The following is a 26,311-nucleotide window of genomic DNA, read 5'->3' as shown; positions in this document are numbered from 1 at the left end:
GTTCTTCACTCTTCACTTACATTATCAAGGCACTTCCACCTTATTAATGATGCGGCTTACGATTTCCTCGCTTGTCACATTGCTTGCCTCAGCCTCGTAAGAAAGGCCGATACGATGACGCATTACGTCATGGGCTACAGCTCTTACATCTTCAGGAATCACATAGCCGCGATGCTTGATAAACGCATAGGCTCTGGCTGCCTTGGCAAGAGAGATGCTGGCACGAGGACTGCCGCCGAAGGTAATCATGTCTTTCAGCTCGCCCAGTCCGTAGCGCTCAGGATAACGTGAAGCAAAGACGATATCGGCAATATACTGCTCAATCTTCTCGTCGAGATAAACCTCGTTTACTATCTTGCGAGCCTTCAGAATCTCCTCGGCTGAAGTTACAGGAGTAACCTCAGGAAGTCCGCCCTGAATATTCTCGCGGATGATGAGCTTCTCCTCTTCCAGTGTAGGATAATCGATGATTACCTTCAGCAGGAAACGGTCTACCTGTGCTTCAGGCAACTGATAGGTTCCTTCCTGCTCGATAGGGTTCTGTGTAGCCATTACCAGGAACGGACTAGGCAGTTTGAAGGTTTCATCGCCAATGGTAACCTGGTGTTCCTGCATGGCTTCGAGCAGCGCACTCTGCACCTTGGCTGGGGCACGGTTAATCTCATCTGCCAAAACAAAATTGGCGAAGACAGGACCGCGCTTTACATGGAAAGCCTCATCTTTCTGTGAATAAATCTGAGTACCCACCACATCGGCAGGCAACAGATCAGGAGTAAACTGAATGCGGCTATAGTCGGAGCTGATAAGCTGTGACAATGTCTTGATTGCAAGTGTCTTCGCCAGTCCAGGTACACCCTCAAGCAGGATATGACCATCAGAGAGAAGACCGATAAGGAGGCAATCTACGAGGTGTTTCTGACCTACGATTACCTTATTCATGCCCATTACCAGATTGGTAACAAACTGACTTTGTTGTTCTATCCGGATATTCAATTCGCGGATATCAATAGCTTCTGCCATAATTCTATATTTTTACGTTTAATTTCTTAATTCAAACAATATATTTCCAAAACCAAACGCAAAAGTACTCAAATTAAGCCACAAAAGCGAAAAAACCTATCTAAATAATATTAAAAATGTTTCATAAAAGCTATTTTTAGGTTCTTTTAAAGAATAGCTTTTATGAAACAAACTAGATTTCAAATATTTTATCTGTTTTTATGCTTCATGTACCAAGGATGAACCAAGAAATTGTATACCAGCAACGATACGATTGTAAAAAGAAGCGCATAGTGCAACATCCCTGATTCAACCATATTATACACAGGATGATCTACGTCAAAATGCGCTCTCGCCGGAAGATTATGGAACATGAATCCGAGACCGAATCCCAAGCTCAATCCCAACTCCCAAGCCAGGAAGAACGAATTCACGCTCGTGCCGCGCTGGCAATGTTTGGCAAGCTTGATATAGAAGAGCAGAAAACGGCTTCCAATGATTCCCAAGCTGAAACCCAGCAAGGTTGGAACCACGATTTCTACAGCAAGCTCCTGAGTTCCGAACGAAATCAGCTGAGCTGCTCCCAGCAGTACCAGACCTACTATTATCTGACTCTTCAGATCTGCATCAGCAAAGACAAACTTTTCTGCCAGGAACGCCAAGACCAATCCTCCAAAAATCATCAGAAAAATGCCAGAGGAATGAGGCACAGAAAAGTATAATCCCGCAGAAAAAGTAATCAGGATGATATTGACAAACAGCGGAGTTCCCTGTGGCAGATAGAAGCGGTCGAGGCTGAAAGTCTTGATTCCTTCGGCAGGTGCCTTAAAAGGAAACTTGGCGCGAGAAACCAGCACGAAGGCTCCCAAAGCCAGCAACGAAGACGTAGGGAAAACATAGCTCATGCCGAAATAGTTGTAAACAAAACATGCCACCAAGGGTCCTACGGCTATCGAAAAGCGGGCAAACCAGGAGGTAATGTAATTAGCCTCGGTGCGCTGGAACGACTCGCAGGAATCAATAACCAGCGTACTGGCAAGCGACATCTGAGCCAGCCCCAGAAATGCTCCCAACAGGAAACGGACCGCCAGAAGAACCTCAAAAGAAAACCTGATGTTCCAGAACGTATCCAGATAGTAAAGAACCGAAAGGCAAACAACCACACCTAAAATGGAAAGCTGACAGACCATATTCCTGCGGTAGCGCTGCACCAGATAAGAGCAGAAGCCGCCAAACAGAAACAGTCCAAAGCCGTATGCAAGAAGCACACACCCTATCTGCCACATCTGATACTTCTCCTGAAGCAGGATATAAGGAATGGCAAAAATGAGCATGTACACACTCGACATCAGCAAGAGGTTGGCAAAGCATAATCGCCAGAAGTCCTTGTGCCACAGCTTGATATGTACTGGTGTATTTTGTGTATCCATTATTCTAAACTCTTTATGAATCTATCTTATTTATACTCTCTTACACTTCACGAAAAAGAGAGTTAATGTTAGTAACTCTCTTCAGCGCTAGGATAATCTACGGTCTTCACCGCATCAATATAAGCCTTCACACCCTTAGTCATTTCCTCGCCTACCTGAGCAAAGTGGCGCAGGAACTTAGGCTTGAAGCCCTGTGTCATTCCGAGTGCATCAGCATAAACCAGAACCTGTCCGTCGCAGCCGTTACCAGCACCGATTCCGATGGTTACAGCCTTTACCTTCTTGCTTACTTCAGCAGCGAGCTTAGCAGGAACCTTCTCCAGCACGATGGCAAAGCAGCCTGCTTCGTCCAGCGCAATGGCGTCGCTGATAAGTTTCTGTGCCTCAGCCTCTTCCTTGGCACGAATGCCATAACCGCCAAACTTATTCACGCTCTGCGGGGTAAGTCCGAGATGACCATGAACCGGGATTCCGGCATTAACCAGCGCCTTAACCGTGTCGCAGATTTCTACGCCGCCTTCCAGTTTCAGAGCGTCTACACCCGTCTCCTTCATCATGCGGCAAGCATTGCGCAGCGCCTCTTCCTTGCTGACCTGATAGCTGCCGAAAGGCATGTCGCAAACCACGAAAGCATGCTGGCAGGCGCGTGCCACGCTGCGGGCGTGATAAATCATCTGGTCTACGGTAATCGGCAATGTGTCTGCATTTCCTGCCATCACATTGCTGGCCGAATCACCTATTAATATAGAGTCAATTCCTGCAGCATCTATAATTCCGGCTGTTGTAAAGTCGTATGCTGTCAGCATGGTTACTTTCTCGCCAGCCTTCTTCATTTCTGCGAAGGTCTTGGTGGTAATTTTCTTCTTGTCAGTAGATAAATATCCCATTTTTTATTTTGTTTTATTTATTGTTCTGCGTTGAATCTATTTCGCATTCTCCACGATGCGCTGCAAGTCAGCAAAGCTGAAACCTCTGTAATCATCTATCACATAGTCGGATAGCGGCTGGATGGCTTCTCTGCTGTTCGTTGTGGCAAGACCTAGGGTGAAGGCTCCTGAAGCTCTCACCGCCTTCAGTCCGTTAAAGCTGTCTTCCAGCCCTACACAGTCCTCCGGTTCCACACCGAAATAGGCTGCACCTTTCAGATAGCAGTCTGGATGAGGCTTGCTCTCGGCGAAATCCTCGCTGGTCAGCACGCGGTCGAAATAAGCCTTGAATTCCGGGTGACGTTCATAAACATTCAGCATCTTCTGAATGTTGCTGCTCGTTACCACAGCGCATTTTACGCCATGCTGCTTCAAGTCGCTGATGAAGTCTTCGAACCCTGCAATATATTCATACTGCATGGTCTTTTCAAACTCATCCAGTCGGGCTGTAATCTTAGCCTGTTCCTCCTTTGCGCCTGTAAAACCTTCGATGTGGGCGAAGACGGCTTCATCGGTGAAATACTTGTCGTAAATCTGAACCAGAGTCTGTCCTTTGATGCGATATTCGAAATCGGGCATTTCCGGATGATACTCCCTGCCTATCATTCCCCAGAAGATGGAGTACTGTGATTCTGTATCGAAAACCACGCCATCCAGATCGAAGAGTGCTGCTTTTATCATATTTCCTTGTCTGTTTTTATCTATTTTTGCTTAAATTATATTGAAAACGGGTGCAAAGTTACGCAAAAAACTTAATATACGAGCATAATCTGACAGATTTTGATATTTTTATTACGTGTTTTCCGATTTTTTACACTACCTTTGCAGAAAAATCAGTAGAAATAAAGAAGAATACATATAATTATATGATAGAAATAATAGAGAAATACTTCCCGAACCTCACGGAAGAGCAGAAAAAGCAGTTCGAGGCACTCGATGCATTATACCGCGACTGGAACAGCAAAATCAATGTCATCAGCCGCAAGGACATCGATAATCTGTACGAGCACCACGTGCTCCATTCTCTGGCAATAGCCAAAGCCATCCATTTCCGTCCGGGCACGGAGATTCTCGATTTCGGCTGCGGCGGAGGTTTCCCGGGCATTCCGCTCGCTATCCTCTTCCCTGAATGCAAGTTCAAGCTGATAGATGGAACGGGCAAGAAAATAAGAGTCTGCAACGAGGTGGCTACGGCCATCAATCTGCAGAATCTCAAGGCAGAGCACCTGCGCGGAGAGGACGAAAAAGGCAAGTACGATTTCGTGGTAAGCCGTGCGGTAATGCAGCTTCCTGACCTGATGAAGATTATCAAGAAAAACTTTAAGCAGAAGGGGCAAAACGCTCTGCCTAACGGACTTCTGTGTCTGAAAGGCGGCAATCTGAAAGAAGAACTGAAGCAATACTTCAAGATTTCAGAAATCACTCCGCTCAGCACTTTCTTCGATGAAGAATGGTTCAGCCAGGACAAGCAACTGGTTTACGTTCCGGCTTAGAAGAGTGAAGAGTGAAAAGTAATCATAAAGTTCAAAGTAAGAAATGTTACATATAGAAAGATTTCAAGTAAACATGTTGCAGGAAAACTGCTACGTGGTGAGCGATGAGACCAAGGAATGCGTCATCATCGATTGCGGCGCCTTCTATCCGGAAGAGCGGACGGCTATTACACAATATATTAAGGAGAACCAGCTCAAGCCCGTTCACCTGCTCGTAACCCATGGCCATCTTGACCATAACTTCGGCAACAACACCATCTATCAGGAGTTCGGACTGAAACCTGAAGTATCGGCAGCAGATGAAAAACTGATGAAGGGACTCGCCAAGCAGGCAGAAACCTTCTATCAGATGCAACTCGATTACCAGTTTCCGCCGATTGGCAAATTCTTCGAAGATGAAGAGGTCATCAAGTTCGGCAACCACGAGTTCCAGGTCATCGCCACTCCGGGCCACAGCAGCGGTTCCGTCACCTTCTATTGCGAGGCAGAGCACGTAGCCTTCACCGGCGACACCCTCTTCCACAGCTCTATCGGCAGAACCGATTTCCCTGGAGGCAGCATGTTCCGCATCATCAACAGTCTGCGCCATCTCGGTCAGTTGCCTGATGAAACCCAGGTCCTCCCGGGTCATGGCGAATACACCAGCATAGGCGAAGAACTCGCTCACAATCCATATATGGACCGTTAAAACAGCATTTTTAAAAGTCAGGAGATTTATCAGCGATGATCAAGAAATCGAATACAGAGAAGATCATTCTCGGCATTGACCCCGGAACCAACGTGATGGGCTATGGCGTAATCCGCATCATCGGCAACAAGGCCGAACTGGTGGTGATGGGCGTCATCGACATGCGCAAAGAGAGCGATCCCTATCTCCGGCTGGGCAAGATCTTCGACCGCGTAACCGGCATCATCGACAGCTATCTGCCCGATGAGATGGCCATCGAAGCCCCCTTCTTCGGCAAGAACGTGCAGTCGATGCTCAAGCTAGGCAGAGCGCAGGGAGTAGCCATCGCAGCCGCCATTCATCACAGCGTTCCTATCCACGAATATGCGCCGCTCAAAATCAAGATGGCCATTACGGGACAGGGACAGGCTTCGAAGGAACAGGTGGCGGGAATGCTGCAGCGACTGCTCCATATTCAGCAAGACGAAATGCCGAAGTTCATGGACGCTACCGATGCGCTGGGGGCAGCCTACTGCCACTTTCTGCAGATGAACCGCCCGGAGACCGACGCCAAGCACTACAGCAGCTGGAAAGACTTTGCAACAAAGAATCAGAGTAGAATAAAAAAATAAGAGAGATGCAAAAGATTATTAGCATTAAAAATGGTGTTACCCGTATGCCTGAATGGCGTATGGCAGAACCCGTAAACTTCGAGGCGTGCGATGGTGAACACATCGCTATCGTAGGTCCGAACGGTGGAGGAAAATCAATGTTTGTCGACATCATCGTAGGTCGCCACCCACTCCTGATGCACGACCCTGATTACGATTTCTCACCTAGTCAGAAGACAATGGTGAGCGACAACATCAAGTATATTACCTTCCGCGACACCTACGGAGGCGATAACGACCGCACTTATTTCCTGCAGCAGCGCTGGAACCAGCTCGAGATAGACGAGAACACGCCTATCGTAAAGGACAAGCTGGAAGAAGCCTACCAGATGGCCGGCGAAGACACTCCGGAGCGCAGAGCCCTGCAGCAGCACATCTACGAACTCTTCCACATGCAGCACCTGATGGACAAATACACCATCCTGCTCTCAAGTGGCGAGCTCCGCAAGTTCAAACTTGCCTCTACCCTCTTCTCAGAGCCTCGCGTGCTCATCATGGACAATCCGTTTATCGGACTCGATGCTGAAACCCGCGACCAGCTGAAGGAACTGCTCAAGACCCTCTCTTCTGAGCGAGCCCTGCAGATTATCCTCGTATTGAGCAAGAGCGATGATATTCCTGATTTCATCACCCACGTGGTAGAAGTGAAGGATATGAAGGTTCTGCCTAAGGTAACCCTCGCAGAATATCTTGCCGGCAGAGAATCCGTGCCAGCCCATGTGCTGAGTCCGGAGTTGGAACAGGCCATCGTTGACCAGCCTTACAGCGACCGCGAATATCACACCCGGGAAGTGGTGAAGATGAACAAGGTGCGCATACAGTATGGCGAGCGAATCATCCTCAAGGACCTCGACTGGACCGTGATGAACGGCGAACGATGGGCTTTGAGCGGACAGAACGGAGCCGGAAAGAGTACACTCCTCAGTCTGGTCTGTGCCGACAATCCGCAGAGCTACGCCTGCGACATTACCCTCTTCGACAATCCTCGAGGCAGCGGCGAAAGCATCTGGGACATCAAGAAGCACATCGGCTACGTATCGCCTGAGCTTCACCGCTCTTACCAGCGCGACCTGCCAGCCATCCGCATCGTGGCAAGCGGACTGATGGATTCCGTAGGTCTCTATGTAAAACCAAAGGAAGAAGATATGGACAAGTGCCGCTTCTGGATGAAAGTATTTGGACTGGAAGGTCTTGAAGACCGTGGTTTCCTGAAGCTCTCCAGCGGCGAACAGCGCCTCGTTCTCCTGGCACGAGCCTTTGTCAAGGATCCGGAACTGCTGATTCTCGATGAACCGCTCCACGGACTCGACAACCGCAACCGCCGACTCGTAAAAGACGTCATCGAAGCCTTCTGTCGCCGTCAGAACAAAACCATGATCATGGTAACGCATTATAAGGAAGAATTGCCAGCGTGCATCGACCACAGCATCTTCCTCTTGCGCCACACCAACGATTAAAAAGAATTGATAATTAATAATTTCAGAAAGATGAGATACATAATATTATTATTTGCGCTCACCCTCAGCATGGCTAAGGCAAGCGCCCAGGATGTATTAAACGAGGTGCTCCGCACTTCTGATGCAATCATCAACGACACCACGAAGAGCATGGACGAGCGCCGTACAGCCCTCTTCAAGTTTGACGCAATGACCTACATGCGCAGCAAGATTCTGCCACCGTATGTAATGCTCGACAAGAATCTGAGCAAGGACACCTTGAACATCAAGGTTCGCTATCTCAACGAGCAGGCCTACGCCATGAGCGTTTATATTACGCTCTATCAGAGGCGACTGAAGGAGGCTTCTAGCAAGAACAAGCCGCTCGTAACCCAGTTTTTCAAGCAGGCAACCATCGACCACAAGGCATTTAAGGATGCAGATACAGAGTTTACCCTGGCTTATTACAACACCCCGGATGTTCCTACTCCTTTCTGCCTCGACTGCGATTGGGTTTCAACCTTGGCATTTATCCGCAGCATCGACTGGTCAAAGCTTTAAGAAAATTCAAATATTTTTAAGTTATAATCGGTCTTCAAAAAGACCAACTGTACAAACCTCTTCCTTAGCTGTTGATTTGCTGAGGGAGAGGTTTTCTTTTAAAAACACATGATTTACTGAAGTTTCGCATGTAGGCTCCACACGCCCTGCAAGGGCAAAAACTTTAGAATTCCAGGCAATTAGAAAAGCTTTCACACTATCATTCAAACAGTTACAAACGTATGCAAACACAGGTCGTTTTTTTTTTAAAAAGCGGATTCTAAACTTCATGCAAAAAGCTTAATGACCTTGACCTTAATGACCAAAAATGACATATTATCAACTCAATACCTATAAGCATCCTCCCAATACTCATTTTGCAAATGTAAAGTATTTATACCACAAACAAACATTCAAAAACTGGTGTTCCCCGGTCATTAAGGTCAAGGTCATTAAGGTCATTAAGGGTTTCGGGGGGAACGGAATATATATATAATATAATATTAAATAATTTTAATATTATATTATAAGAAAAGAGAGCGAGCGAAAAGTGCTTAATGACCTTAATGACCTTGACCTTAATGACCGCTTTTCACGTTTCTTCGGCTACCTTCAATGCGTATTTTCCTGTTTTGCAATGTTTCTGCAATAAAGTTCTGATAGAAAACGATAGAAAGTATTATCTATCAGCCACTTACGCAATTTTCAGCATAGAAAGTTAGGGTAATAGCTTGCATTCTGTCCGAAAATGTTGTATCTTTGCACCGGCAATCGAAAGAACAGCCTTTTGTGCCTTGCTCGGGTCTTCTCTTAAGACCAACGCGGGTCATAAATGATGGCAGGCGCCGGTCATCAATGAAGACCTCGAAAACGGCAGGAACGGGGCGTTCTGGGGAGTTGCAAAACAAAGGACTCTAAACATACTACAAACGACTATGATTAATTACAGCATCGTAATGCGTAGCGTGAACGCAAATCTTCTGGAAATCAACCAGGCGAAGAAGGAGGGTAAGACCAACGTTGACCTCAACGCCCCAACCACTCCGGATAATACGCCAGGCGGTTCTACCCCAGGTGGTTCAAGCACCGGTCAGACCGGCAGCGAAGGCCAAGGCTCTGAATCAACCGGCGGCACTACTGGCAAGGACGATACTGGCGACGGCCTTGAATAGCCCAAGGATAGACTGGCTAGGGTACTAGCCCCTAGCCCAGCCTATCCGCCCCCCAAAAAAATCAACATTCAACACTCAACATTCAACAAAATGAAAGCGAACACTTGGAAAACAATTCTGCAGATAGCCATCAGCATACTAACCGCTATCGCTACTACGCTCGGAGTAACGAGCTGCATGGGATAAAAAAACTGAGAAATCCGGTCATTAAGGTCACGGTCATTAAGGTCATTAAGGATTTCCAAAGAAAGTTAAAGGGAAACGAGTAAAAAATCATCATTTTTTTGCTCATTTTCCTTTTTTTTATTATCTTTGCCTTAAAAATTAATAATTGAACTTTCGTATGTGGTTCAAGTACGGGCTTCTGCCCTTTACCTTTCCCTTCGGCCGGTGACCGTTGGTTCAGGGCGTGTGGGCGAAAGTTCAGTAGATAACAAAATAAAGAACGAAGAATTTCATTGAAATAATCTGATGGAAACAGAAAGAATTTTACTTCGATATTGGCAGGAATCAGATGCAGAGGCGCTCTTCAAGTACGCCTCCGACCCTGACGTAGGACCACGTGCTGGATGGCCGGCGCATAAGTCTGTAGAAGAAAGTCGGGAGATAATCCGGACATTCTTCCATAATGACACGACATGGGCGATTGTATTGAAAGAGACTGGCGAGGCTATCGGCTGCATCGGCTACTACACCCATGAAACCAGCAACATCCCTATCGGAGAAAACGACTGTGAGGTGGGCTATTGGGTAGGAAAGCCATTTTGGAACCAAGGAATCTGCACCGAAGCCTTGAAGCTGATGCTTGACTACTGCATCAACGAGAAGCATTTCGAAAACATCTGGGCAGACCATTTCACAGGCAATCCTGCATCAGGAAGAGTCATGGAGAAATGCGGTTTCTCAGACACCGGAATGCTGAACAGATGTAGCCAGCTTGTGGGTGGCGACAAGGAAATGGTCAAGGTGTTCAAGTACAACGGATAAAGGAGAAATAGAATGATGAAACTCAATAACACCAAAAGTGAGTGGTTTATGTAAAAAGTTACGGAGAATATGAATTAGCTCCGTAACTTTTTACATTTTCGGCTGACTTTACCGCTTCAGCGCTATGTTATAATTATAATATTTGCTGTTGCCCGTAATATCCTCCAGCACCTGAATGAAAGGAGGAAACTTCACACTCTCGTTGGCAGAAATGCCGCGGGTTTCAAGAATCATCAGGTCGGAAACCGGCTCAAGAAACTCGTCGAGCTCGAAATACTGGCCCTTCCAGATAAAACTCTTGCGATGCTTATGAATGCGCTGGCGGTAAGGGTCAGCCTGCTGAAGCATACTCTCGTAAAGATTGGCATTAATCTGTCGCTCGGTCTCTATCTGCTCATTGTCTGAAATACGCTTCTTGGTGGTGTGAACATACACATACTTGCCTCCCTCGAAACCGCGACGGCGAAGACGAATCTCGCTACCCGGCTCACCCGTAAGATAAGTCTGAACAATATCGCTGTCTATCGCATTAGGAACCTCGCCCGTCAGCTTCACGATATATTTTCGCTCCTCCTCTATCGGCTGCGGAATGGCAAGCACATTGCTTATCTCCTTGAGCACACGGTTCAGCTTGTTGTTGAAATCTTCGTGGTTATTGATTACCCTGAGATGAGGATGACCCTTCCATGCAGAAACAATCTTCTTGTCCAACTCGCGCGCTATCTTCAGTCCTTCTTCATCGGCCTTCTCCAGGCGCTGCGCATTGTTGGCTGTAGTATAAAACTGCTCGGCACCATCAGCAGCACTCACCAGATGCAGCACAGCATCATAGCGGTCGCGAAGCTGGGCATCTGTATAACCCTCTTCAGAGATGATGCGGTGCCAGAAATCGGGAGTGAGATAGGTAGAAATATCCATCGTACCACGATCGCAGACGATGATGACCGGCTGCTGCAATGTTTCAGCCATGCGCTGGAAACTGTCTTCCAGGTTGATCTGAGTCTGGAAAGTAGCCTTCTCGCCCTCGAAGAAAAAATCCTTGTTGGAGGTGAGATAATTCATGCCCGCCTGGGTGAACATGGTTGGAACCTCGGGAATGGTAAAGACCTTATAGCCGAGACTGGAGAAATGTTCAATCACCTTAACCATAGCGGTAGTCTTGCCCGCACAAGGTCCACCCGTCAGTACAATCTTCTTAATCTGATTCATATATCAAGTAAATATTTTTCGTTTTTTCTAATTGATGTTCTTTCCGGAGCATCTTATTTTCGGGTGCAAAGATAACAATAATTCTTCAAACGAAAGCAATAATTTATGCAAGAAAAGAAAAATAATGTATTTTTATTTTGATTTCTCATTGTTTTGATGTACCTTTGCAAAGGAAATGGCTCATTTCGAGCCATCGGAAACAAAAATATAACTATAAGATTAAAATGGAAAAGATAAAGACATTAATTATAGGTAGCGGTCCTGCAGGATATACGGCTGCCATTTATGCCGGCAGAGCCAACCTGCAGCCAGTACTCTATTCAGGTATGCAGCCGGGCGGACAGCTCACCATCACCACAGAGGTAGAAAACTTTCCGGGTTATCCTAACGGCGTAGACGGAACACAGATGATGATGGACATGAAGGAACAGGCAGCCCGATTCGGAGCCGAAATGAGAGACGGAAGCATCGTGAAGGCAGATTTCAGCTCACGCCCATTTCATCTTACCGATGAGCGCGACAACGAGATTGAGGCAGAAACCGTGATCATCGCCACAGGCGCATCTGCCAAATATCTGGGTCTTGCCGATGAAGAGAAATATCGCGGACAGGGCGTTTCAGCCTGCGCTACCTGTGACGGATTCTTCTACCGCAAGCGCACCGTAGCCGTAGTGGGCGGTGGCGATACTGCCTGCGAAGAGGCTATGTATCTATCCGGACTTGCCAAGAAGGTTTACATGATTGTGCGCAAGCCTTATCTCCGTGCTTCAGAAATCATGCAGCAGCGTGTAAAGAACAAGGAAAACATCGAGATTCTGTTCGAAACCAATACGCTGGGGCTCTTCGGCGAGAACGGTGTAGAAGGTGCTCATCTCGTGCGCCACAAGGGCGAAGCCAATGAAGAGAAGTTTGACATCAGCATCGACGGATTCTTCCTGGCTATCGGACATAAGCCTAACACCGACCTCTTCAAGGGACAGATAGATCTCGACGAGCAGGGATTCATCAAAGTAGTGCCAGGTACTGCCACCACCAACATTCCGGGTGTTTTCGCAGCAGGCGATGTAGCCGACCCAATCTATCGCCAGGGTGTTGTTGCCGCAGGCTCGGGAGCCAAGGCTGCCATCGAGGCCGACAGATTCCTGCAGCAACAGTAAAAACTATAGTACTGAAGTTTCGCATGTGGTTCAAGTACGGGCTGAAGGCCCAAAAGCTCCAGAAGCAGCACGCCCTGAAAGGGCAGAAGCTCCTAGCCCAGGGCATCGCCCTGGGTATAATGGCAATCAGCAAGGCGCCCTGTAAGGGCAAAAGCTTTGTATATTGCCAGGTATTTGAAAGCTTTTGCCCTTACAGGGCGACAGGTTTGCGACCATAAACACCCAGGGCGATGCCCTGGGCTAGGAGCTTCTGCCCTTTCAGGGCGTGTGGCTAGGAGCTTCTGCCCTTTACCTTTCCCTTCGGCCGGTGACCGTTGGTTCAGGGCGTGTGGGGCTTACTTGCGAAACTTCAGTATAATATAAAATCCTATAAAGCGGGGTTAATATAGTTAAAAAATAACAGCAATATTTTGTCAGATGCAAAAAATGTATTACTTTTGCATCTGATAAAATAAAAAGGAAGATTGGCAGAGTGACCGAATGCGCTGGACTCGAAATCCGGTATACCCTCTTCCGGGTATCGGGGGTTTGAATCCCTCATCTTCCGCTAAGTTCCCCTACAGGAACCGTCATTTTATAGTTTCATAAAAACAACTCGACATGAAAAAAATCATCATCCCCATATTTATGCTCCTCCCGCTGATGACTGCACAGGCCCAAACTGTGCTGACTGAAGAGCAGCAGCAGCTGGAACAGGCACAGAAACAGCTGGAAGCTGCCAAGAAGGCACTGGAAGTGGCTAAGATTAAAGCACAGGCTGCCAAACTGAAGGCTCAGGCCGACAGCATCAACGCTGCAAGCGCCAAGGCTGAAGCTAAGAAAAGCAATGCTACTGAGCCAGAACCAGTTGTTGTAAAGGAGCCAACCACACCAACCACGGGATGGGCGGTTCCTGTTGCCGTAGCCGCTAAGCCAAAGGAGGCTGCCAAGCCTGCCAACAAGCTGGCAAATGGCACAACAGCCAAAGTGGACATGAAATATCTGGCAGGCGCCATCACATATAATGATGAAAACAAGATAGAATTCACACTCGATACGGATGCTAACGGAAAAACTGCCAAGCAGATTTACGACATCGTATTAAAATACATGAGTGAACTGACACAGAACGAGCAGAACATAGCAAGCCGGGTAGCACTGGTAAACGATGCAGAACACGTCATCGCCAACACGATGGACGAATGGCTCGTCTTCAGCCAGTCATTCATCTCACTCGACCGCACGGAATTCAAATACCAGCTGATAGCCAGGATTTCAGACAATCATCTGAATCTCTCGCTCTGCCGCATCATCTACAACTACGAGGAAGGAAGAAGCACCGGTTTCAAGGAACCTGCAGAAGAGGTAATCAGCGACAAGATTGCGCTCAACAAGAAGCAGAACGACCTGGCTAAGATCTTCGGAAAGTTCCGCAGATGCACCATCGACCGCAAGGACCAGATATTCGCAGAGTTAGCTGCATTAGTAAAACAATAAGTTGAAGAAAAATGGATAATCAGAATACAGACAACAAGATACAACAGAACGAGGCACAGCAGCCTGAAAACGCTACAGCCCAGCCTACAGCTGAGCAGGGAGCAGAACAGACAGAGCAGAAGCAGCCTACCAACTACGCCGTAAGACCTCAGCACCGCCGGCTTCGCCCATTGGCCTACAGCGACCAGAACAACATGCTGAAGGTGCGCAACTATCTCAACATCGCCTTCATGCTGCTCGCCATCGTGGGGGTAATACTCTGGACCCAGCTGGAAGAAAGCCGCAATATCGCCTACATCGTACTCATCGTGGGTGTAGTGCTCAAGATTGCCGAAGTATGTATCCGACTATTTAAGAAATAATGAAGAAGAAGAAAATTATATTCTCATCACTCCTTTTTTGTGCTGCAACCCTCCCGGTTGCGGCACAAAACGATTTTAACTATAACGAAGATTCGCAGTTCCGTCCTCAAACCAACCGCAAGGTGAACACCGATTCACTGGGCTCAGACAAGGAGATTCCGAAAGGCATCAGGGTATGGACCGTAGACGAACGCTTCGGCGACACAAAGGCTGCGGTAGTAGACACCCTGCAGCACATGTACATGAACTCAACCTTCACGGAAGGACTGAGAGGCGAATACAATACCCTCGGAAACATGGGTACTGCCCGACTGAACCGAATCTTCATCGACCGCCGCAACACGCAGGGCAACTTCATCTTTACAGAGCCCTACGATTATATCGTAAATCCGGTAAGCGACTTCCACTTCACCAACACCTACTCACCTATCACGAACATAACGCTGAACAGCTGCGGTGACAAGGTGACGGGAGAAGACGATTTCAAGGCCATGTTTGCAGTAAATGCCAACAAAAGGCTAGGCGCCGGTTTCAGATTCGACTACAAGTATGGCAGAGGATATTATAACGCTCAGAGTACCAGCCACTTTAAATACACCATGTGGGCATCTTATCTGGGCGACCGCTATCAGGCACATCTCCTCTTCAGTACCAATCATGAGAAGATGACTGAGAACGGCGGTATTACCAACGATGATTACATCAAACATCCGGAAATCTATACCGAATCGTTTGCCACCAATGAAATTCCTACCGTTCTGGAACAGAACTGGAACCGACTGGACAACCAGCACATCTTCTTTACCCACCGCTACAACGTAGGTTTCAGCCGAAAGGTAAAGATGACCGAAGAAGAAATCAAGGCAAAGAAATTTGCCATGGCTTCGAAAAAGGAAAATGCTGAAGAGAATGCGAAGGAAGAAGCCAGAAAGAAAGCCAAGGAACAAGGCAAGAAATTTGATGAGAAAGCCTACGACAAACAGCAGGGTGCTAAATTCAGCGGCCGTCCTGACGGAGCCAAGATTGCAGGCGATGAACCGGCTAAAGACTCAGCAGCAAAGGATATAAAGACCGATAGCACCCGCATCACAGTAAACGGAAAAGCTGCTGCCGACAGTCTGCTTGCCGTCCAGAAGAAAAATGCCGAAGACTCGCTTTTCTACAAGAGCGAATATGTTCCGGTAACGAGTTTCATCCATACGGTAAAGTTTGACAACTATCGCCGTATTTACGAAGCTTATCAGACCCCAGCCGACTATTATCTGAATGAATATTACGATGCAGGCAGGCTGACCGGCGACTCCATCTACGACCAGACCAAGCACTGGCACATGAAGAATACCTTCGCCATTGCCATGCTTGAAGGTTTCAATAAATGGGCAAAGGCAGGTTTGAAGGCTTTCGCCAGCTACGATCTCCGTCACTATGAACTGCCAACCATGGAAGGCGGTTTAGAAAAATACAACGAGCATGTGCTGAGCGTAGGCGGACAGCTGAGCAAGCAGGAAGGCAAGACACTCCACTACAATGCCGTAGCAGAAATCGGACTGACGGGTGTTGACGCCGGAACCCTTGCCATAGATGGTAATGTAGACGTGAACATCCCATTCCTGGGCGACACGCTTCAGGTAAGAGGCGATGCTTTCTTCCATAGAGAAACCCCATCGTTCTATTACCGCAACTATCACGCCCGCCATCTGTGGTGGGAGAATGATCTCGACAAGACCATCCATACCCGCATCATGGGTACGCTCTCCTTCCCTAAGACACGCACCAAGCTGAGAGTGGCTGTAGATGAAATCAAGAACTACACCTACTTCTCGCAGAGCTATGACATTACAGAAGAAGGTTTGCGAACAGGAGTCATGGTAACACCGATGCAGGAAAGCGGAGGAATCAATCTGCTGACAGCACAATTGGAGCAGAACTTCAGACTGGGCATTCTGAACTGGGAAAACCAGTTTACCTACCAGCACTCAAGCAAGGAGAGTGTTCTGCCAGTACCAGCCTTCAATGCCTACACCAACCTCTACATCAAGTTCAAGGTAGTAAAGGTGCTGAACGTAGACCTGGGTGCTGACATGCGCTACTTTACAAGCTATGAAGCTCCCGACTATTCACCTTATATGGGACAGTATACGGTACAGGGCAACGGCGAGAACAACGTAAAGATAGGCAACTATCCTATCGTCAATGTTTACGCCAACGTTCACATCAAGCACACCCGTTTCTTCGTAATGATGAGCCACATCAATGCAGGACAGGGCGACAAGAACTACTTCTTCGCGCCTCATTATCCTATGAACGAAAGAGTGTTCCGTATTGGAGTAAGTTGGAACTTCTTCAATTAATCTTTCTGATTTTCCTTAAGAATTTCAGGAGATTCAATTTTAATCTTTTCAGAATATGATAGAAACAAATTCTATAAAAGCATGGTATCTAGCCGCTCGCCCGAAGACTCTGACGGCGGCGGCTGTTCCTGTTTTATTGGGTATTGCGCTGGCTTATAAAGACGCTCAGCAGATACAGACATTGCCAGCCCTACTCTGCCTGCTCTTTGCATGGGTAATGCAGATAGACAGCAATCTGGTGAATGATTATTTCGACTTCAAACATGGTAATGACGACGAAACCCGACTGGGACCGAAACGTGCCTGCGCTGAAGGCTGGATAACATTGGGAGCCATGAAATGGGGAATCATCCTCACTACTCTTCTGGGCTGTGCCATAGGGCTTCCGCTGGTTCTTTTCGGAGGTTGGGAAATGGTTATCGTAGGCATCTGTTGCGTAGTCTTCTGTTTTCTCTATACTACCTGTCTCAGCTATCTGGGCATGGGCGATCTTCTGGTACTGCTCTTCTTCGGCATTGTACCCGTATGCTGCACATACTATCTCGTAATGCCCGAAACCATGCAGGGAGTAAGCATGGAAACGGTTCTCGTATCTGTAGCCTGCGGTCTGGTAGTTGATACGCTGCTCATTCTGAACAATTACCGCGATCATGACAACGACCAGAGAGCCGGCAAGAAGACTCTTGTGGTTCACATAGGAAAGAAGAATGCCGAGCGGTTATACTGTGCATTGGGCAATCTGGGCATCATCACCATAATAGGTGTAACCACCTACGAAGTATTTCAGCATGAAGCCAGCAGCATCTTCCTGCCGTTTGCAGCACTCTATATCGTTCTGCACAACAGAACCTATATGGAGATGAAAAAGATAGGTGAAGGCAGAGAACTGAACAGAATTCTAGGCAAAACAGCTCTGAATATCTTCTGTTTCGGCATTGTATCATCCCTGATCATCATCGGAATGGCGAATTGAACAATAATAACCTTATAATAATGTACGCGCGTACCTTATTATATAAATAAAGTGGAGGAATATCTATGAAGCAACAGGTAAATCTCGAAATCATGGACTTTGTGGAGAAACAGATTCTCCCCAAATATAATGCTTTTGGCGAAAGTCATGGACTCAGACATGTTACCCGAGTCATCAGAAACTCTCTGAAACTGGTTCCAGTAACCGGAGCCGACATCGATATGGTGTATGTAATAGCCGCTTACCACGACCTGGGGATGAGCGGTCCGCGTGCCATTCACCATATTACCAGCGGTAAGATTCTGCAGGCGGATGCAAGACTGAAGCGCTGGTTCAATAAAGAACAGATCAAAATTATGAAAGAAGCTGTTGAGGACCATCGGGCTTCATCCAGCCGTCAGCCTCGCAGCATCTATGGAAAGATTGTGGCAGAAGCCGATCGCGATATTGATGTTCACGAAATTTTTCTGCGCGCCATACAGTATGGCAAAGAAAACAATCCAGATGATGACAAGGAGCAGCAATGGGAGCGGTTCAGCCAGCACATGGACGAAAAATATTCACGAAACGGATACATCAGGTTATGGATTCCCAACTCCCCTAACGAGAAAGCGCTCAACGAACTGCGCAATATCATAGAGGACAAAACAGAGTTGAGAAAATATTTCGAAAAAATATTCGAAGAAAACAGCTAAAACATTTGGTAGTTTCAAAATATTGCATTATCTTTGCATTATCAAATAATGACTAAGATGTTTGCACCGTTGCATCGTGATGATGCATGGGTGCCAGAAGGAATAAGGGTCGTTTCGGTTCGATCGGGATACTCATCAAATTACACTATTGAAACCGAGAGGACATTCTCTTGCTCATGGCGGGCCACATAAACTGCAGCAGGCAGGTAAGCTGAAAAGCCGGTGGATTACAAAGGCGGAGAACTCTCAAATGTTTATACATTCGGAGTTTCATCACATCATCGAGCGGCCCTTTCTTTTACAAGAGGCGGATTTCTGAGAAAGAAATCCGCCTCTGCTCGTTTTAGGAATGAAAGCATTCATAATACTGAAAGAAAACAACCCCTGATAATGTGGGAGTTACAAAGAAAATGCATTTTTATCGAAAAAAAGTTGCAAAAAGATTTGGTAGAATCAGAAAAAAGTAGTACCTTTGCACTCGCATTTAAGAACGATGCTTGGTTGATTCGGTTAAGAATCCGACTGGAAGGTTGGGTGAGTGGCTGAAACCAGCAGTTTGCTAAACTGCCGTGCGGGTTACCGTACCGGGGGTTCGAATCCCCCACCTTCCGCAAGCTATCGTCCGAAAAATGTACCGTTGGTCGATTCATCTAATGGTTAGGATACAAGATTCTCAATCTTGGCATAGGGGTTCGATTCCCCTATCGACTACATGTGTTTTTCATGGTATTAGATTAATAAGTCTCTATAAGTCGGGAGACCAATAGAGATTTTTTTGAATGGTCGATTCATCTAATGGTTAGGATACAAGATTCTCAATCTTGGCATAGGGGTTCGATTCCCCTATCGACTACAAAAGTGTTTTCATGTATTAATTTAGATTGTTTAAGCTTGCATTTAGTTCTTTGTCAAAAGGCTACTGCAAGTTATTTTTTTATATATACGTACGAAGCCATATGAAACAATTATACACTATCATCTCCCTTCTCTTTCTGTTTATCCATCCTGCCTGGGCGCAGCAGCACGAGATATTCAACCAGCGCATCAGAACACTACAGGTTGTAGGCGGAACGAACTGGTTATCGCTCCCAGTATCGTCACTGGGCGGAGAACCTATCCATATCGATTTTGACGACATGACGCACGATTATCATCGGTACAGCTACAAGATTGAACATTGTGATGCAAACTGGAACGTATCTTCTTCGCTCTTTGAAAGCGACTATATGAGAGGCTTCAACGGCAATCAGATGATTGAAGATGTAGAGCAATCCATCAACACCAATCATCCTTATACCCATTATCATCTGGCAATTCCCAATGCCGACTGCCAACTTACCATGAGTGGCAACTACAGACTGACTGTTTATGACGACAATGCGGAAAACGAGGAAGAAGGCAAAATGTTTACAGCCTGCTGGATGATTACAGAGCCTCAGCCATTGGTTAAACTGAAGTTAGAAGCTACTTCTACAACAGATATAGATATCCAGAAGGACCATCAGCAACTGAAAATGGAACTGGATCACAGCCAGCTGAGAATCACTCATCCCAACCAGCTGAACATCGTAGTGCTTCAGAACGGAAGATGGGACAATGCTGTCATCAACCCTAAACCCGACTACCTGAGTGCGGGGAAAATGAGTTGGCAGCATGTGAGAGCTCTGATTTTCGATGCGGGCAATGAATACAGAAAGTTTGAGTTTCTGGACACCGACCATCCAACCATGGGAATAGACGCTATAGATTGGGATGGAAGCGACTATCAGGTAAAGGTAATGACCGACAGCCCTCGCCCCAATTACGTATACGATGAAGCTGCCAAAGGTTCGTTTTATATCCGCAACAGCGACAACGTAGAAAACAACAACACCTGCGAATATGCACAGATTCACTTTACCCTGAAAGCTCCAAAACTGCCAGGCGATGTTTATCTGAACGCAGATTGGACCTACGGCCGTTTCCTCCCCGAATATCGGATGGAATATGATGAAATGACGAAAACCTATCATGCACGTCTCTTCATGAAGCAAGGTTATTACAGTTATCAGTATCTCATGAAGATGGAGGACGGAAGCATCAGGCTTCTTCCATCAGAAGGAAATTTCTACCAGACCCAGAACAAATACAATGTACTGGTTTACTATCGGGCTCAGAGCGACCGCACCGACCGGCTGGTAGGATATGGAGAATTAAAATAAAGGAAGGAAATAAATGAGATTAAAAAGAAAAGGAGTTCTAGCATTTCAGAATGCCGGAACTCCTTTTCTATTTAATCCTAAAAGTGGAATTTCAGATCAACACCACATTGGAAAGGATTGCCACGCTGGGCAAAATACAGTTTCTTTCCTGTTGCTGCATTATCAACAGCAAAGGTATTGTAATTAGTATCTGTGAGGTTCCTACCCCAGATACTGATGCTCATCTTACTGAAATCAATATCACAATGCGCACCCATCCCGAAATACATCTTCTGGCTGTAGGTATTGGCATTATCCCAATAAGTCTTGCCCTGCGCATTCATGTTCAATCCGAAGGTAAACTGTCCTAAATGATAGTCAGCCATGGCTGCTATCGTATGCTGAGGAACATAAGGAACCTTCTTGTCCTTATAATTCACAGCCTTATCACCCTCGCCATCAGTATATTCATCAAATACGGCGCGTGTAAAACCATAGTTTACACCCCAATCAAAAGCACCGTCGAAAGCCTGACCCTTGAGCGCGGCTTCAATACCACAACTGTGACTCTTACCTGCATTAACCATCATTCGGCCAAAGCCATAGGTTCCTGCCATCACAGAGAGTTGCTGATTGCGAACCTGCATATAGAAGGCACTCAAATCGAAATGAAGACGATGATCAAAAAGATTGAGATGCGTTCCAACCTCATAATTCCATGAGGTTTCCGGCTTAAAGGCAATAGTCTGGTTCACTCTATCATAATCTTCATCGGTATGAGGAACGTCATAATTGCCTCCCTTCGCCTGCTGACGGTGAGCTTTCAGATCGGTCTGCAAAATATCACTGAACATCTGGATATTATAACCGCCTGCACGATAGCCCTTGCTCACCGTGGCATAGACATTGCTACCCTGCTCATCAAGCTTGTAACTTAAGCCAAATTTTGGCAGGAGCTGGTTGTAATCATCACCCGTTTTGCGGTCGAGCATTGAACGCAATTTAGAAGTAACCTCCATGCCCATCACCTTAACTGTCATCGCCATATAAGCATAAGTATCGTAATGAATACTTGTATGCATGAAATCGTAGCGCAAACCAAGCGTTGCTTTCAGACGGGAAGAAAGATCAAACGTACTCTCGTGATAGAGACCAAAATTGCTCTGAGGAGTATGGAACAAACCCGGAGCTCCCATGCTCGCCGCCATGCTGATGCCGCCCGCCTTCTCTATCGCGGCCGTAGCCGCCGCATTAGCCGCAGGTTCTTTCATTCCCTTACTCATCATTTGCTTCACCATCAAAGAATGGATGGCGGAATACATCTGACTCTGGATAACGTTACTGATAGGCTTCGTCAATTCTGAACCGAATTTTACAGGACCATTTGTCTTCAACCACATATGGGAGAAGAATGCACCCTGTGTAAGATGCCAGAAGCCGAAGAAAGGCTGACGACTCTTAAATGTAAACTCCTGAGTGATAGAATTCTGCAACTGGTCTTGCTGCAAGCTCAAATAATCTCCAGGAAGATAATCCTGATCCATCTTCATATTGTCATCCAGGAACTGATAGCTGGTAGTAGAAGCAAAATCCCATTTCGCTCCTTCATGACGAAGATTGACACCCGAAAGCAGCATGTTGCGGTGATAAAGCCCAGGGAATGTTGTATTTGGCAATGCTGCCTTGCCACTGTTTAAATCCAACTGACCATAAGGAAATGCATGCTGATAAACAAATTGGTAATTGGCCAGCAAATCCATGCTCCATCCTCTATCAAAACGGAACTTAAGATTAAACTTACCGCCAGCCTCATCATAATTGTCGGCATAATCGCTGGTTCCTGCACGATGGAAGAATCCCTTCTGTCCATCATAAAAAGCAGCTACCCCTAATGCGATACGAGGTGAAAGCTTCATATAATGAGCCGCTTCTACATTACGATAGAAATGAGAGCCCAATCCCAAATTAACGTAGGTGCCCTTGCTATCATAAGCATCGCGGGAATAGATGCGCACCAAACCACCTTCAGAATTCTGACCATAGAGTGTTCCCTGTGGACCACGGAGAATATCTATACGGCTGGTCTGATAATGGTGAAGATTGAAAGCAGCCTTGCTCAACACCGGAATTCCGTCAAGATAAATTCCTACAGCCGGACTGTTGATACGGCTTCCAATGCCGCGCACATACATGGCGTTGGTAAAACGCGATCCATAGTTGGGCATTACGAAGTTAGGAACATAGCAGGAAAGTTCGCGCAAATCGCGAGACCCCAGTCGCTGCATCTGATAAGAACCGAAGGAAGTGCTGCTGAGAGGCTGTTGACGAAGACGGAAATTCTCCTTAGGCTGCGAAACAACCACAACTTCATCAATATCATAAACTCGGCTGCTATCAGCCAGCAAACCGTTAGCTTCTGCAAACTTTTCACTCGTACCCAATGACAGGTCAGAACAAGTAGCCCTTTCGTTATCCGCAGCACTAGCCTGCAACGCTACCGCTGCCAAACCAATGCATACGCTCTTTTTACTATAAAATACTATTCTTTTCATAACGGGTGCAAAAGTACATATTTTTTCCTGCACCCCCTATCCTTATTTATGAGGAAACAGATAAACCCGTATGGCAAACCATATATAGGCTACGAGCAACAAATAACCTATATAATATAAGGTAGTAACACTGAAAATGATGTAATCAATGGCGCAAACACCCACTAAACCACCAAGATACAGAACTGCATCACCTGCAGGCAAACGGTGTTTCACCTCATCAACACAAGCCAATCCTACTATTAGTATCGCCCAGACTGTAGCCAGGAAAAAACCCAATATAGGCGGTACGGCAAAAGGATTGAGCGTAGGATGAAAATAAAAATGACGCCATACTTCTGGCAAAAACAGCTGAATGGTTGCATAGAAGGTTGCTGATATCGAAACAATAAGCACCAAGGCTGTAGGATATGGTGAATCAATATCATTAAAATGAACCAGTTTACCATTGCTATGGAAAATCTTACGAACTGTATAGGCTACGGCTATGAGAATAATGATAACCATGAAGATGAGCAAGTGAGTATTGCTGAAGGTCATAATGAACTCCGAAATAGGATCATCGGGAACAACCTTCGGCAACAGACGGGACTCACGGGTCCAGCCAAACTGATTATCTTCAGTAGCCAACTGCACCCAAACTGAATCTATAGAATCCTGAGGAACCATACGGATATCCGTAACCACCAGCAGGCGGTTCTTTCGGACGGCGAAGGAGTCGATAGGCAAATTACTCAAAAATTCTTCAGGCTGTTGCTCTATCAATTCCAGGGAATCCTTGAATACCAGAAAATTGAATTTGTTGGTATAATGATGGGTAGTAGAAAACGAAATGGAATCGAGTTGTTTATTACTGTACTCTACCATAGCTGCATGCATCTGGTGATGAGCACGGCGATGATAACAACTGCTGAACATCAAGAGGATGCCCAGCATACAAAGAATCTGTATCGTCCATTTCTTTTTCATTTATTTCTCACTATATAAGTTCATCTGACATTCGTTGCACGCAAACTCCAGACGGAAGCGGCGACCGTCGCCCAACTGAAGGAAGAGAGGCTCTCTCCAGGATGGTTTCTTGCCTCCACGCTTCACACAGTAGCCCAACGAATAGCGGATACAATGGCGGCACTGCATCAGGAGCGATTCTCCCATTTCGTTGGTAAACTTAGGTTGCATACTTCGGTTTGCCTTGTCTTTTTCTATATTCTCATCATATTCTTCCTGGGTCTTAGCATCCCATGCAGAAGGAATATTCTTACCCAACTCAAATGCCGGAACTACTGGCGACAGACCATGAATCTGATAAAAATCTCTTGCATCATAGTTAGCTATATTATAGAGATATCCCCATTTTCCGTATTCCGGCTGCCAAGTAAATTCCTCTTTCGTAAGTCGGTGCTCACCGGGCTGACTGAATCCAAAACCATTGTTGAACAAGGTTCTATCCCATCCACCCCACAACGACTTATCAAGCTGTTTCTGATTTGCCTTGGTCAGTTCATCTATCAATTCACGCCGGATAGCAGTGAGAATACTGTTCGGAACGAAGTATGTCTCCATTCCCTTCAGAAGTTCTACCTGGTAAGCTTCGTAAATCGTATCGCCCAGTTTGCTCATCTGAGCCTTTATATTTTCGCCCTGCGGGCGTTTCGCCTTTTCGAGTTTCAACTCTTTAAACACCTCAGCCACCTGATAAATCAAGCCACCATCAGCCTCTTTCGTCTTCATGATGTTGACAACAGCCTTTACCCCCTGTGGCTCTTCCCTGAACTCATTACCCATCACAGGCTCCATTGCTATGACAATATAGATTTTACGTTCAGCAGACTTACGGGCCAGCAAAGCCTCGAAAGCCCGATCGTTATTACGATAAAGAGCCATGCCCGGACGCAAATGTTCAGGCATTCCAAACGGATAGAGGCGATTGCCCTCTACTCTGTTCACACGAAAGCCTTCCAACTCACGGTCATCATTGATAAAACACAGTCCATCGCCATTTTTAAAGCTGGCAACTGTGGCTACGTTGAAAGAGATGTTGCCACGTATCTCCTTAACCTTGCCCACAAACTCGCCGATAGCTTTCGGTGTATCGAAAGAAGCAATATCCGGCTGTCGCCCATTCAGGAAATAATGGGTAAAGCCACGATTGAAAGTCTTCTTCAGATTAGGTGTAAAATTATATTGAACATGTCCCACCGATGCACGGCGATACTTACGCGGTTCAGCTTTTACGATTGCATCGAGTTGACTGCTATAGGCAGCCACCACATTCTTGACGTAGTTGATATCTTTTAATCTTCCTTCTATCTTGAACGAAGTAGCTCCAGCATCAGCAAGATCCTTGAGATGATCAAGCTGACAAAGATCCTTGAGCGACAACAGATAACGCTGATGTTCAATCTCCTGACCATTGGAATCAAGCAAATCAAACTTCATACGACAGAACTGTGCACATTCTCCACGATTGGCAGAGCGCCCGAAACACTTCTCAGAAGCATAACAGACACCCGAATAGCTTACGCAGAGCGCTCCATGTACAAAGACCTCTATTTCTCTATCAGGAATCGCCTGATGGATCGCCTTGATTTCATCGAGCGAAAGCTCACGAGCCAGAACAACACGTTTGAAACCTAACGTGGTAAGCCAATACGCCTTTTCTGGAGTTCTTACATCACACTGGGTACTGGAATGCAATTCTCTACTCCACAAATTCTGCGCCCTCACCTCAGTAAGCACACCCATATCCTGCAGCAAAAGTGCATCAACACCAATCTCATCAAGTTGCTGGATCATCTTAAGCGTATCCAACATCTCATCCTGATAGATGATAGTATTCACTGTAACATGAACCTTTGCTCCAAACTGATGAGCATAATCACACAACTGTCTGATATCTTCCAGCGAATTGCCTGCTGCTGCTCGTGCCCCAAAACGAGGTGCACCAATATATACGGCATCTGCACCATGATCAATGGCTGCAATACCACATTCCAAGTTCTTGGCAGGCGCCAATAATTCTAATGTTTGCATAA

At 46.4% G+C, this 26,311-nt stretch carries 24 protein-coding genes and 4 tRNA genes; 19 read left to right on the top strand and 9 right to left on the bottom strand.

What is annotated here, in order from left to right:
* Nucleotides 1–24: 24 nt before the first annotated feature.
* The 4 genes from KUA46_RS04640 to KUA46_RS04625 form a co-directional block, all read right to left on the bottom strand.
* The gene (locus KUA46_RS04640) at nt 25–1,020 is read right to left on the bottom strand and encodes an AAA family ATPase (protein WP_117586534.1); all 996 of its coding nucleotides are present in this window, start codon (nt 1,018–1,020) and stop codon (nt 25–27) included.
* A 188-nt stretch (nt 1,021–1,208) separates the two neighbouring features.
* Nucleotides 1,209–2,429 carry an MFS transporter gene (locus KUA46_RS04635; RefSeq protein ID WP_218486520.1) on the bottom strand — a complete coding sequence of 407 codons (1,221 nt, stop codon included), beginning with the start codon at nt 2,427–2,429 and terminating at the stop codon, nt 1,209–1,211.
* A gap of 68 nt (nt 2,430–2,497) precedes the next feature.
* A complete protein-coding gene (gene panB / locus KUA46_RS04630; RefSeq protein ID WP_117694810.1) occupies nt 2,498–3,316 on the bottom strand; it encodes a 3-methyl-2-oxobutanoate hydroxymethyltransferase in 819 nt (272 codons plus the stop codon).
* Nucleotides 3,317–3,352: 36 nt separating this feature from the next.
* Complete coding sequence (locus KUA46_RS04625; protein WP_117586532.1) at nt 3,353–4,036, bottom strand: HAD family hydrolase; 684 nt, start codon at nt 4,034–4,036, stop codon at nt 3,353–3,355.
* A 185-nt stretch (nt 4,037–4,221) separates the two neighbouring features.
* On the opposite strand from KUA46_RS04625, the gene rsmG reads away from it, so the two are divergent.
* Genes rsmG through KUA46_RS04600 form a run of 5 tightly spaced genes read left to right on the top strand, consistent with a single transcriptional unit; the run spans nt 4,222 to nt 8,183 of the window.
* Nucleotides 4,222–4,848 (top strand): 16S rRNA (guanine(527)-N(7))-methyltransferase RsmG, encoded by a 627-nt coding sequence (gene rsmG, locus KUA46_RS04620; RefSeq protein ID WP_040552760.1) that lies wholly within the window; start codon nt 4,222–4,224, stop codon nt 4,846–4,848.
* A 43-nt stretch (nt 4,849–4,891) separates the two neighbouring features.
* The gene (locus KUA46_RS04615; RefSeq protein ID WP_218486519.1) at nt 4,892–5,536 is read left to right on the top strand and encodes an MBL fold metallo-hydrolase; all 645 of its coding nucleotides are present in this window, start codon (nt 4,892–4,894) and stop codon (nt 5,534–5,536) included.
* Nucleotides 5,537–5,571: 35 nt separating this feature from the next.
* A complete protein-coding gene (ruvC, locus tag KUA46_RS04610) occupies nt 5,572–6,147 on the top strand; it encodes a crossover junction endodeoxyribonuclease RuvC (RefSeq protein WP_006846693.1) in 576 nt (191 codons plus the stop codon).
* Between the two features lie 5 nt (nt 6,148–6,152).
* Nucleotides 6,153–7,643 (top strand): ATP-binding cassette domain-containing protein, encoded by a 1,491-nt coding sequence (locus tag KUA46_RS04605; protein WP_218486518.1) that lies wholly within the window; start codon nt 6,153–6,155, stop codon nt 7,641–7,643.
* 30 nt (nt 7,644–7,673) lie between these two features.
* Entirely contained in the window at nt 7,674–8,183 is a 510-nt protein-coding gene (locus KUA46_RS04600; protein ID WP_218486517.1) for a hypothetical protein, read from the top strand.
* Nucleotides 8,184–8,204: 21 nt separating this feature from the next.
* On the opposite strand, the gene KUA46_RS04595 is transcribed toward KUA46_RS04600, so the two are convergent.
* A complete protein-coding gene (locus KUA46_RS04595; RefSeq protein WP_218486516.1) occupies nt 8,205–8,453 on the bottom strand; it encodes a hypothetical protein in 249 nt (82 codons plus the stop codon).
* A 644-nt stretch (nt 8,454–9,097) separates the two neighbouring features.
* On the opposite strand from KUA46_RS04595, the gene KUA46_RS04590 reads away from it, so the two are divergent.
* From KUA46_RS04590 to KUA46_RS04580, 3 genes are all read left to right on the top strand, one after another.
* Nucleotides 9,098–9,334: a hypothetical protein gene (locus KUA46_RS04590; protein ID WP_153072447.1), complete on the top strand. Its 237-nt coding sequence runs from the start codon at nt 9,098–9,100 to the stop codon at nt 9,332–9,334.
* Nucleotides 9,335–9,424: 90 nt separating this feature from the next.
* Nucleotides 9,425–9,520, top strand: coding sequence for a smalltalk protein (locus KUA46_RS04585; RefSeq protein ID WP_153072405.1), 96 nt, complete (start codon nt 9,425–9,427; stop codon nt 9,518–9,520).
* A gap of 285 nt (nt 9,521–9,805) precedes the next feature.
* Complete coding sequence (locus tag KUA46_RS04580; RefSeq protein WP_153087173.1) at nt 9,806–10,321, top strand: GNAT family N-acetyltransferase; 516 nt, start codon at nt 9,806–9,808, stop codon at nt 10,319–10,321.
* A gap of 108 nt (nt 10,322–10,429) precedes the next feature.
* On the opposite strand, the gene KUA46_RS04575 is transcribed toward KUA46_RS04580, so the two are convergent.
* Nucleotides 10,430–11,530, bottom strand: coding sequence for an AAA family ATPase (locus KUA46_RS04575; RefSeq protein WP_022121167.1), 1,101 nt, complete (start codon nt 11,528–11,530; stop codon nt 10,430–10,432).
* A gap of 224 nt (nt 11,531–11,754) precedes the next feature.
* Here KUA46_RS04575 and trxB point away from each other — a divergent pair, with 224 nt between their 5' ends.
* The 11 genes from trxB to KUA46_RS04520 all read left to right on the top strand — a co-directional run bounded on the left by trxB (nt 11,755) and on the right by KUA46_RS04520 (nt 20,745).
* Nucleotides 11,755–12,687 carry a thioredoxin-disulfide reductase gene (trxB, locus tag KUA46_RS04570; RefSeq protein ID WP_022121168.1) on the top strand — a complete coding sequence of 311 codons (933 nt, stop codon included), beginning with the start codon at nt 11,755–11,757 and terminating at the stop codon, nt 12,685–12,687.
* 458 nt (nt 12,688–13,145) lie between these two features.
* Nucleotides 13,146–13,234, top strand: a tRNA-Ser gene (locus KUA46_RS04565).
* Between the two features lie 53 nt (nt 13,235–13,287).
* Nucleotides 13,288–14,163: a DUF4468 domain-containing protein gene (locus KUA46_RS04560; protein WP_217746182.1), complete on the top strand. Its 876-nt coding sequence runs from the start codon at nt 13,288–13,290 to the stop codon at nt 14,161–14,163.
* An 11-nt stretch (nt 14,164–14,174) separates the two neighbouring features.
* Nucleotides 14,175–14,525 (top strand): mechanosensitive ion channel protein MscS, encoded by a 351-nt coding sequence (locus tag KUA46_RS04555; protein ID WP_256624978.1) that lies wholly within the window; start codon nt 14,175–14,177, stop codon nt 14,523–14,525.
* Nucleotides 14,525–16,876 (top strand): putative porin, encoded by a 2,352-nt coding sequence (locus KUA46_RS04550; RefSeq protein WP_218486515.1) that lies wholly within the window; start codon nt 14,525–14,527, stop codon nt 16,874–16,876. Before KUA46_RS04555 ends, KUA46_RS04550 begins: the two co-directional genes overlap by 1 nt.
* A 55-nt stretch (nt 16,877–16,931) precedes the next feature.
* Nucleotides 16,932–17,849, top strand: coding sequence for a 1,4-dihydroxy-2-naphthoate octaprenyltransferase (gene menA, locus KUA46_RS04545; RefSeq protein WP_218486514.1), 918 nt, complete (start codon nt 16,932–16,934; stop codon nt 17,847–17,849).
* Nucleotides 17,850–17,914: 65 nt separating this feature from the next.
* Nucleotides 17,915–18,544, top strand: coding sequence for an HD domain-containing protein (locus tag KUA46_RS04540; protein ID WP_119238454.1), 630 nt, complete (start codon nt 17,915–17,917; stop codon nt 18,542–18,544).
* Nucleotides 18,545–19,068: 524 nt separating this feature from the next.
* Nucleotides 19,069–19,155: transfer RNA gene (locus KUA46_RS04535), tRNA-Ser, on the top strand.
* Nucleotides 19,156–19,183: 28 nt separating this feature from the next.
* Nucleotides 19,184–19,255: transfer RNA gene (locus KUA46_RS04530), tRNA-Glu, on the top strand.
* 70 nt (nt 19,256–19,325) lie between these two features.
* Nucleotides 19,326–19,397 (top strand) — tRNA-Glu (locus KUA46_RS04525).
* A 103-nt stretch (nt 19,398–19,500) separates the two neighbouring features.
* The gene (locus tag KUA46_RS04520; RefSeq protein WP_218486512.1) at nt 19,501–20,745 is read left to right on the top strand and encodes a DUF5103 domain-containing protein; all 1,245 of its coding nucleotides are present in this window, start codon (nt 19,501–19,503) and stop codon (nt 20,743–20,745) included.
* Nucleotides 20,746–20,822: 77 nt separating this feature from the next.
* Here KUA46_RS04520 and KUA46_RS04515 read toward each other — a convergent pair whose 3' ends face one another.
* Genes KUA46_RS04515 through KUA46_RS04505 form a run of 3 tightly spaced genes read right to left on the bottom strand, consistent with a single transcriptional unit; the run spans nt 20,823 to nt 26,309 of the window.
* Nucleotides 20,823–23,276, bottom strand: a complete 2,454-nt coding sequence (locus KUA46_RS04515) for a TonB-dependent receptor (RefSeq protein WP_218486511.1) — start codon at nt 23,274–23,276, stop codon at nt 20,823–20,825.
* Nucleotides 23,277–23,318: 42 nt separating this feature from the next.
* Nucleotides 23,319–24,245 (bottom strand): zinc ribbon domain-containing protein, encoded by a 927-nt coding sequence (locus KUA46_RS04510; protein WP_217326963.1) that lies wholly within the window; start codon nt 24,243–24,245, stop codon nt 23,319–23,321.
* Nucleotides 24,246–26,309 carry a peptidase U32 family protein gene (locus KUA46_RS04505; RefSeq protein WP_218486510.1) on the bottom strand — a complete coding sequence of 688 codons (2,064 nt, stop codon included), beginning with the start codon at nt 26,307–26,309 and terminating at the stop codon, nt 24,246–24,248.
* Between the last annotated feature and the right edge of the window lie 2 nt (nt 26,310–26,311).

It is taken from the genome of Segatella copri, assembly GCF_019249765.2.
GTDB lineage: Bacteria > Bacteroidota > Bacteroidia > Bacteroidales > Bacteroidaceae > Prevotella > Prevotella copri_K.
The sequence above is the reverse complement of the archived record's forward strand: the minus strand, read 5'-3'. Positions and strand labels throughout refer to the sequence as shown.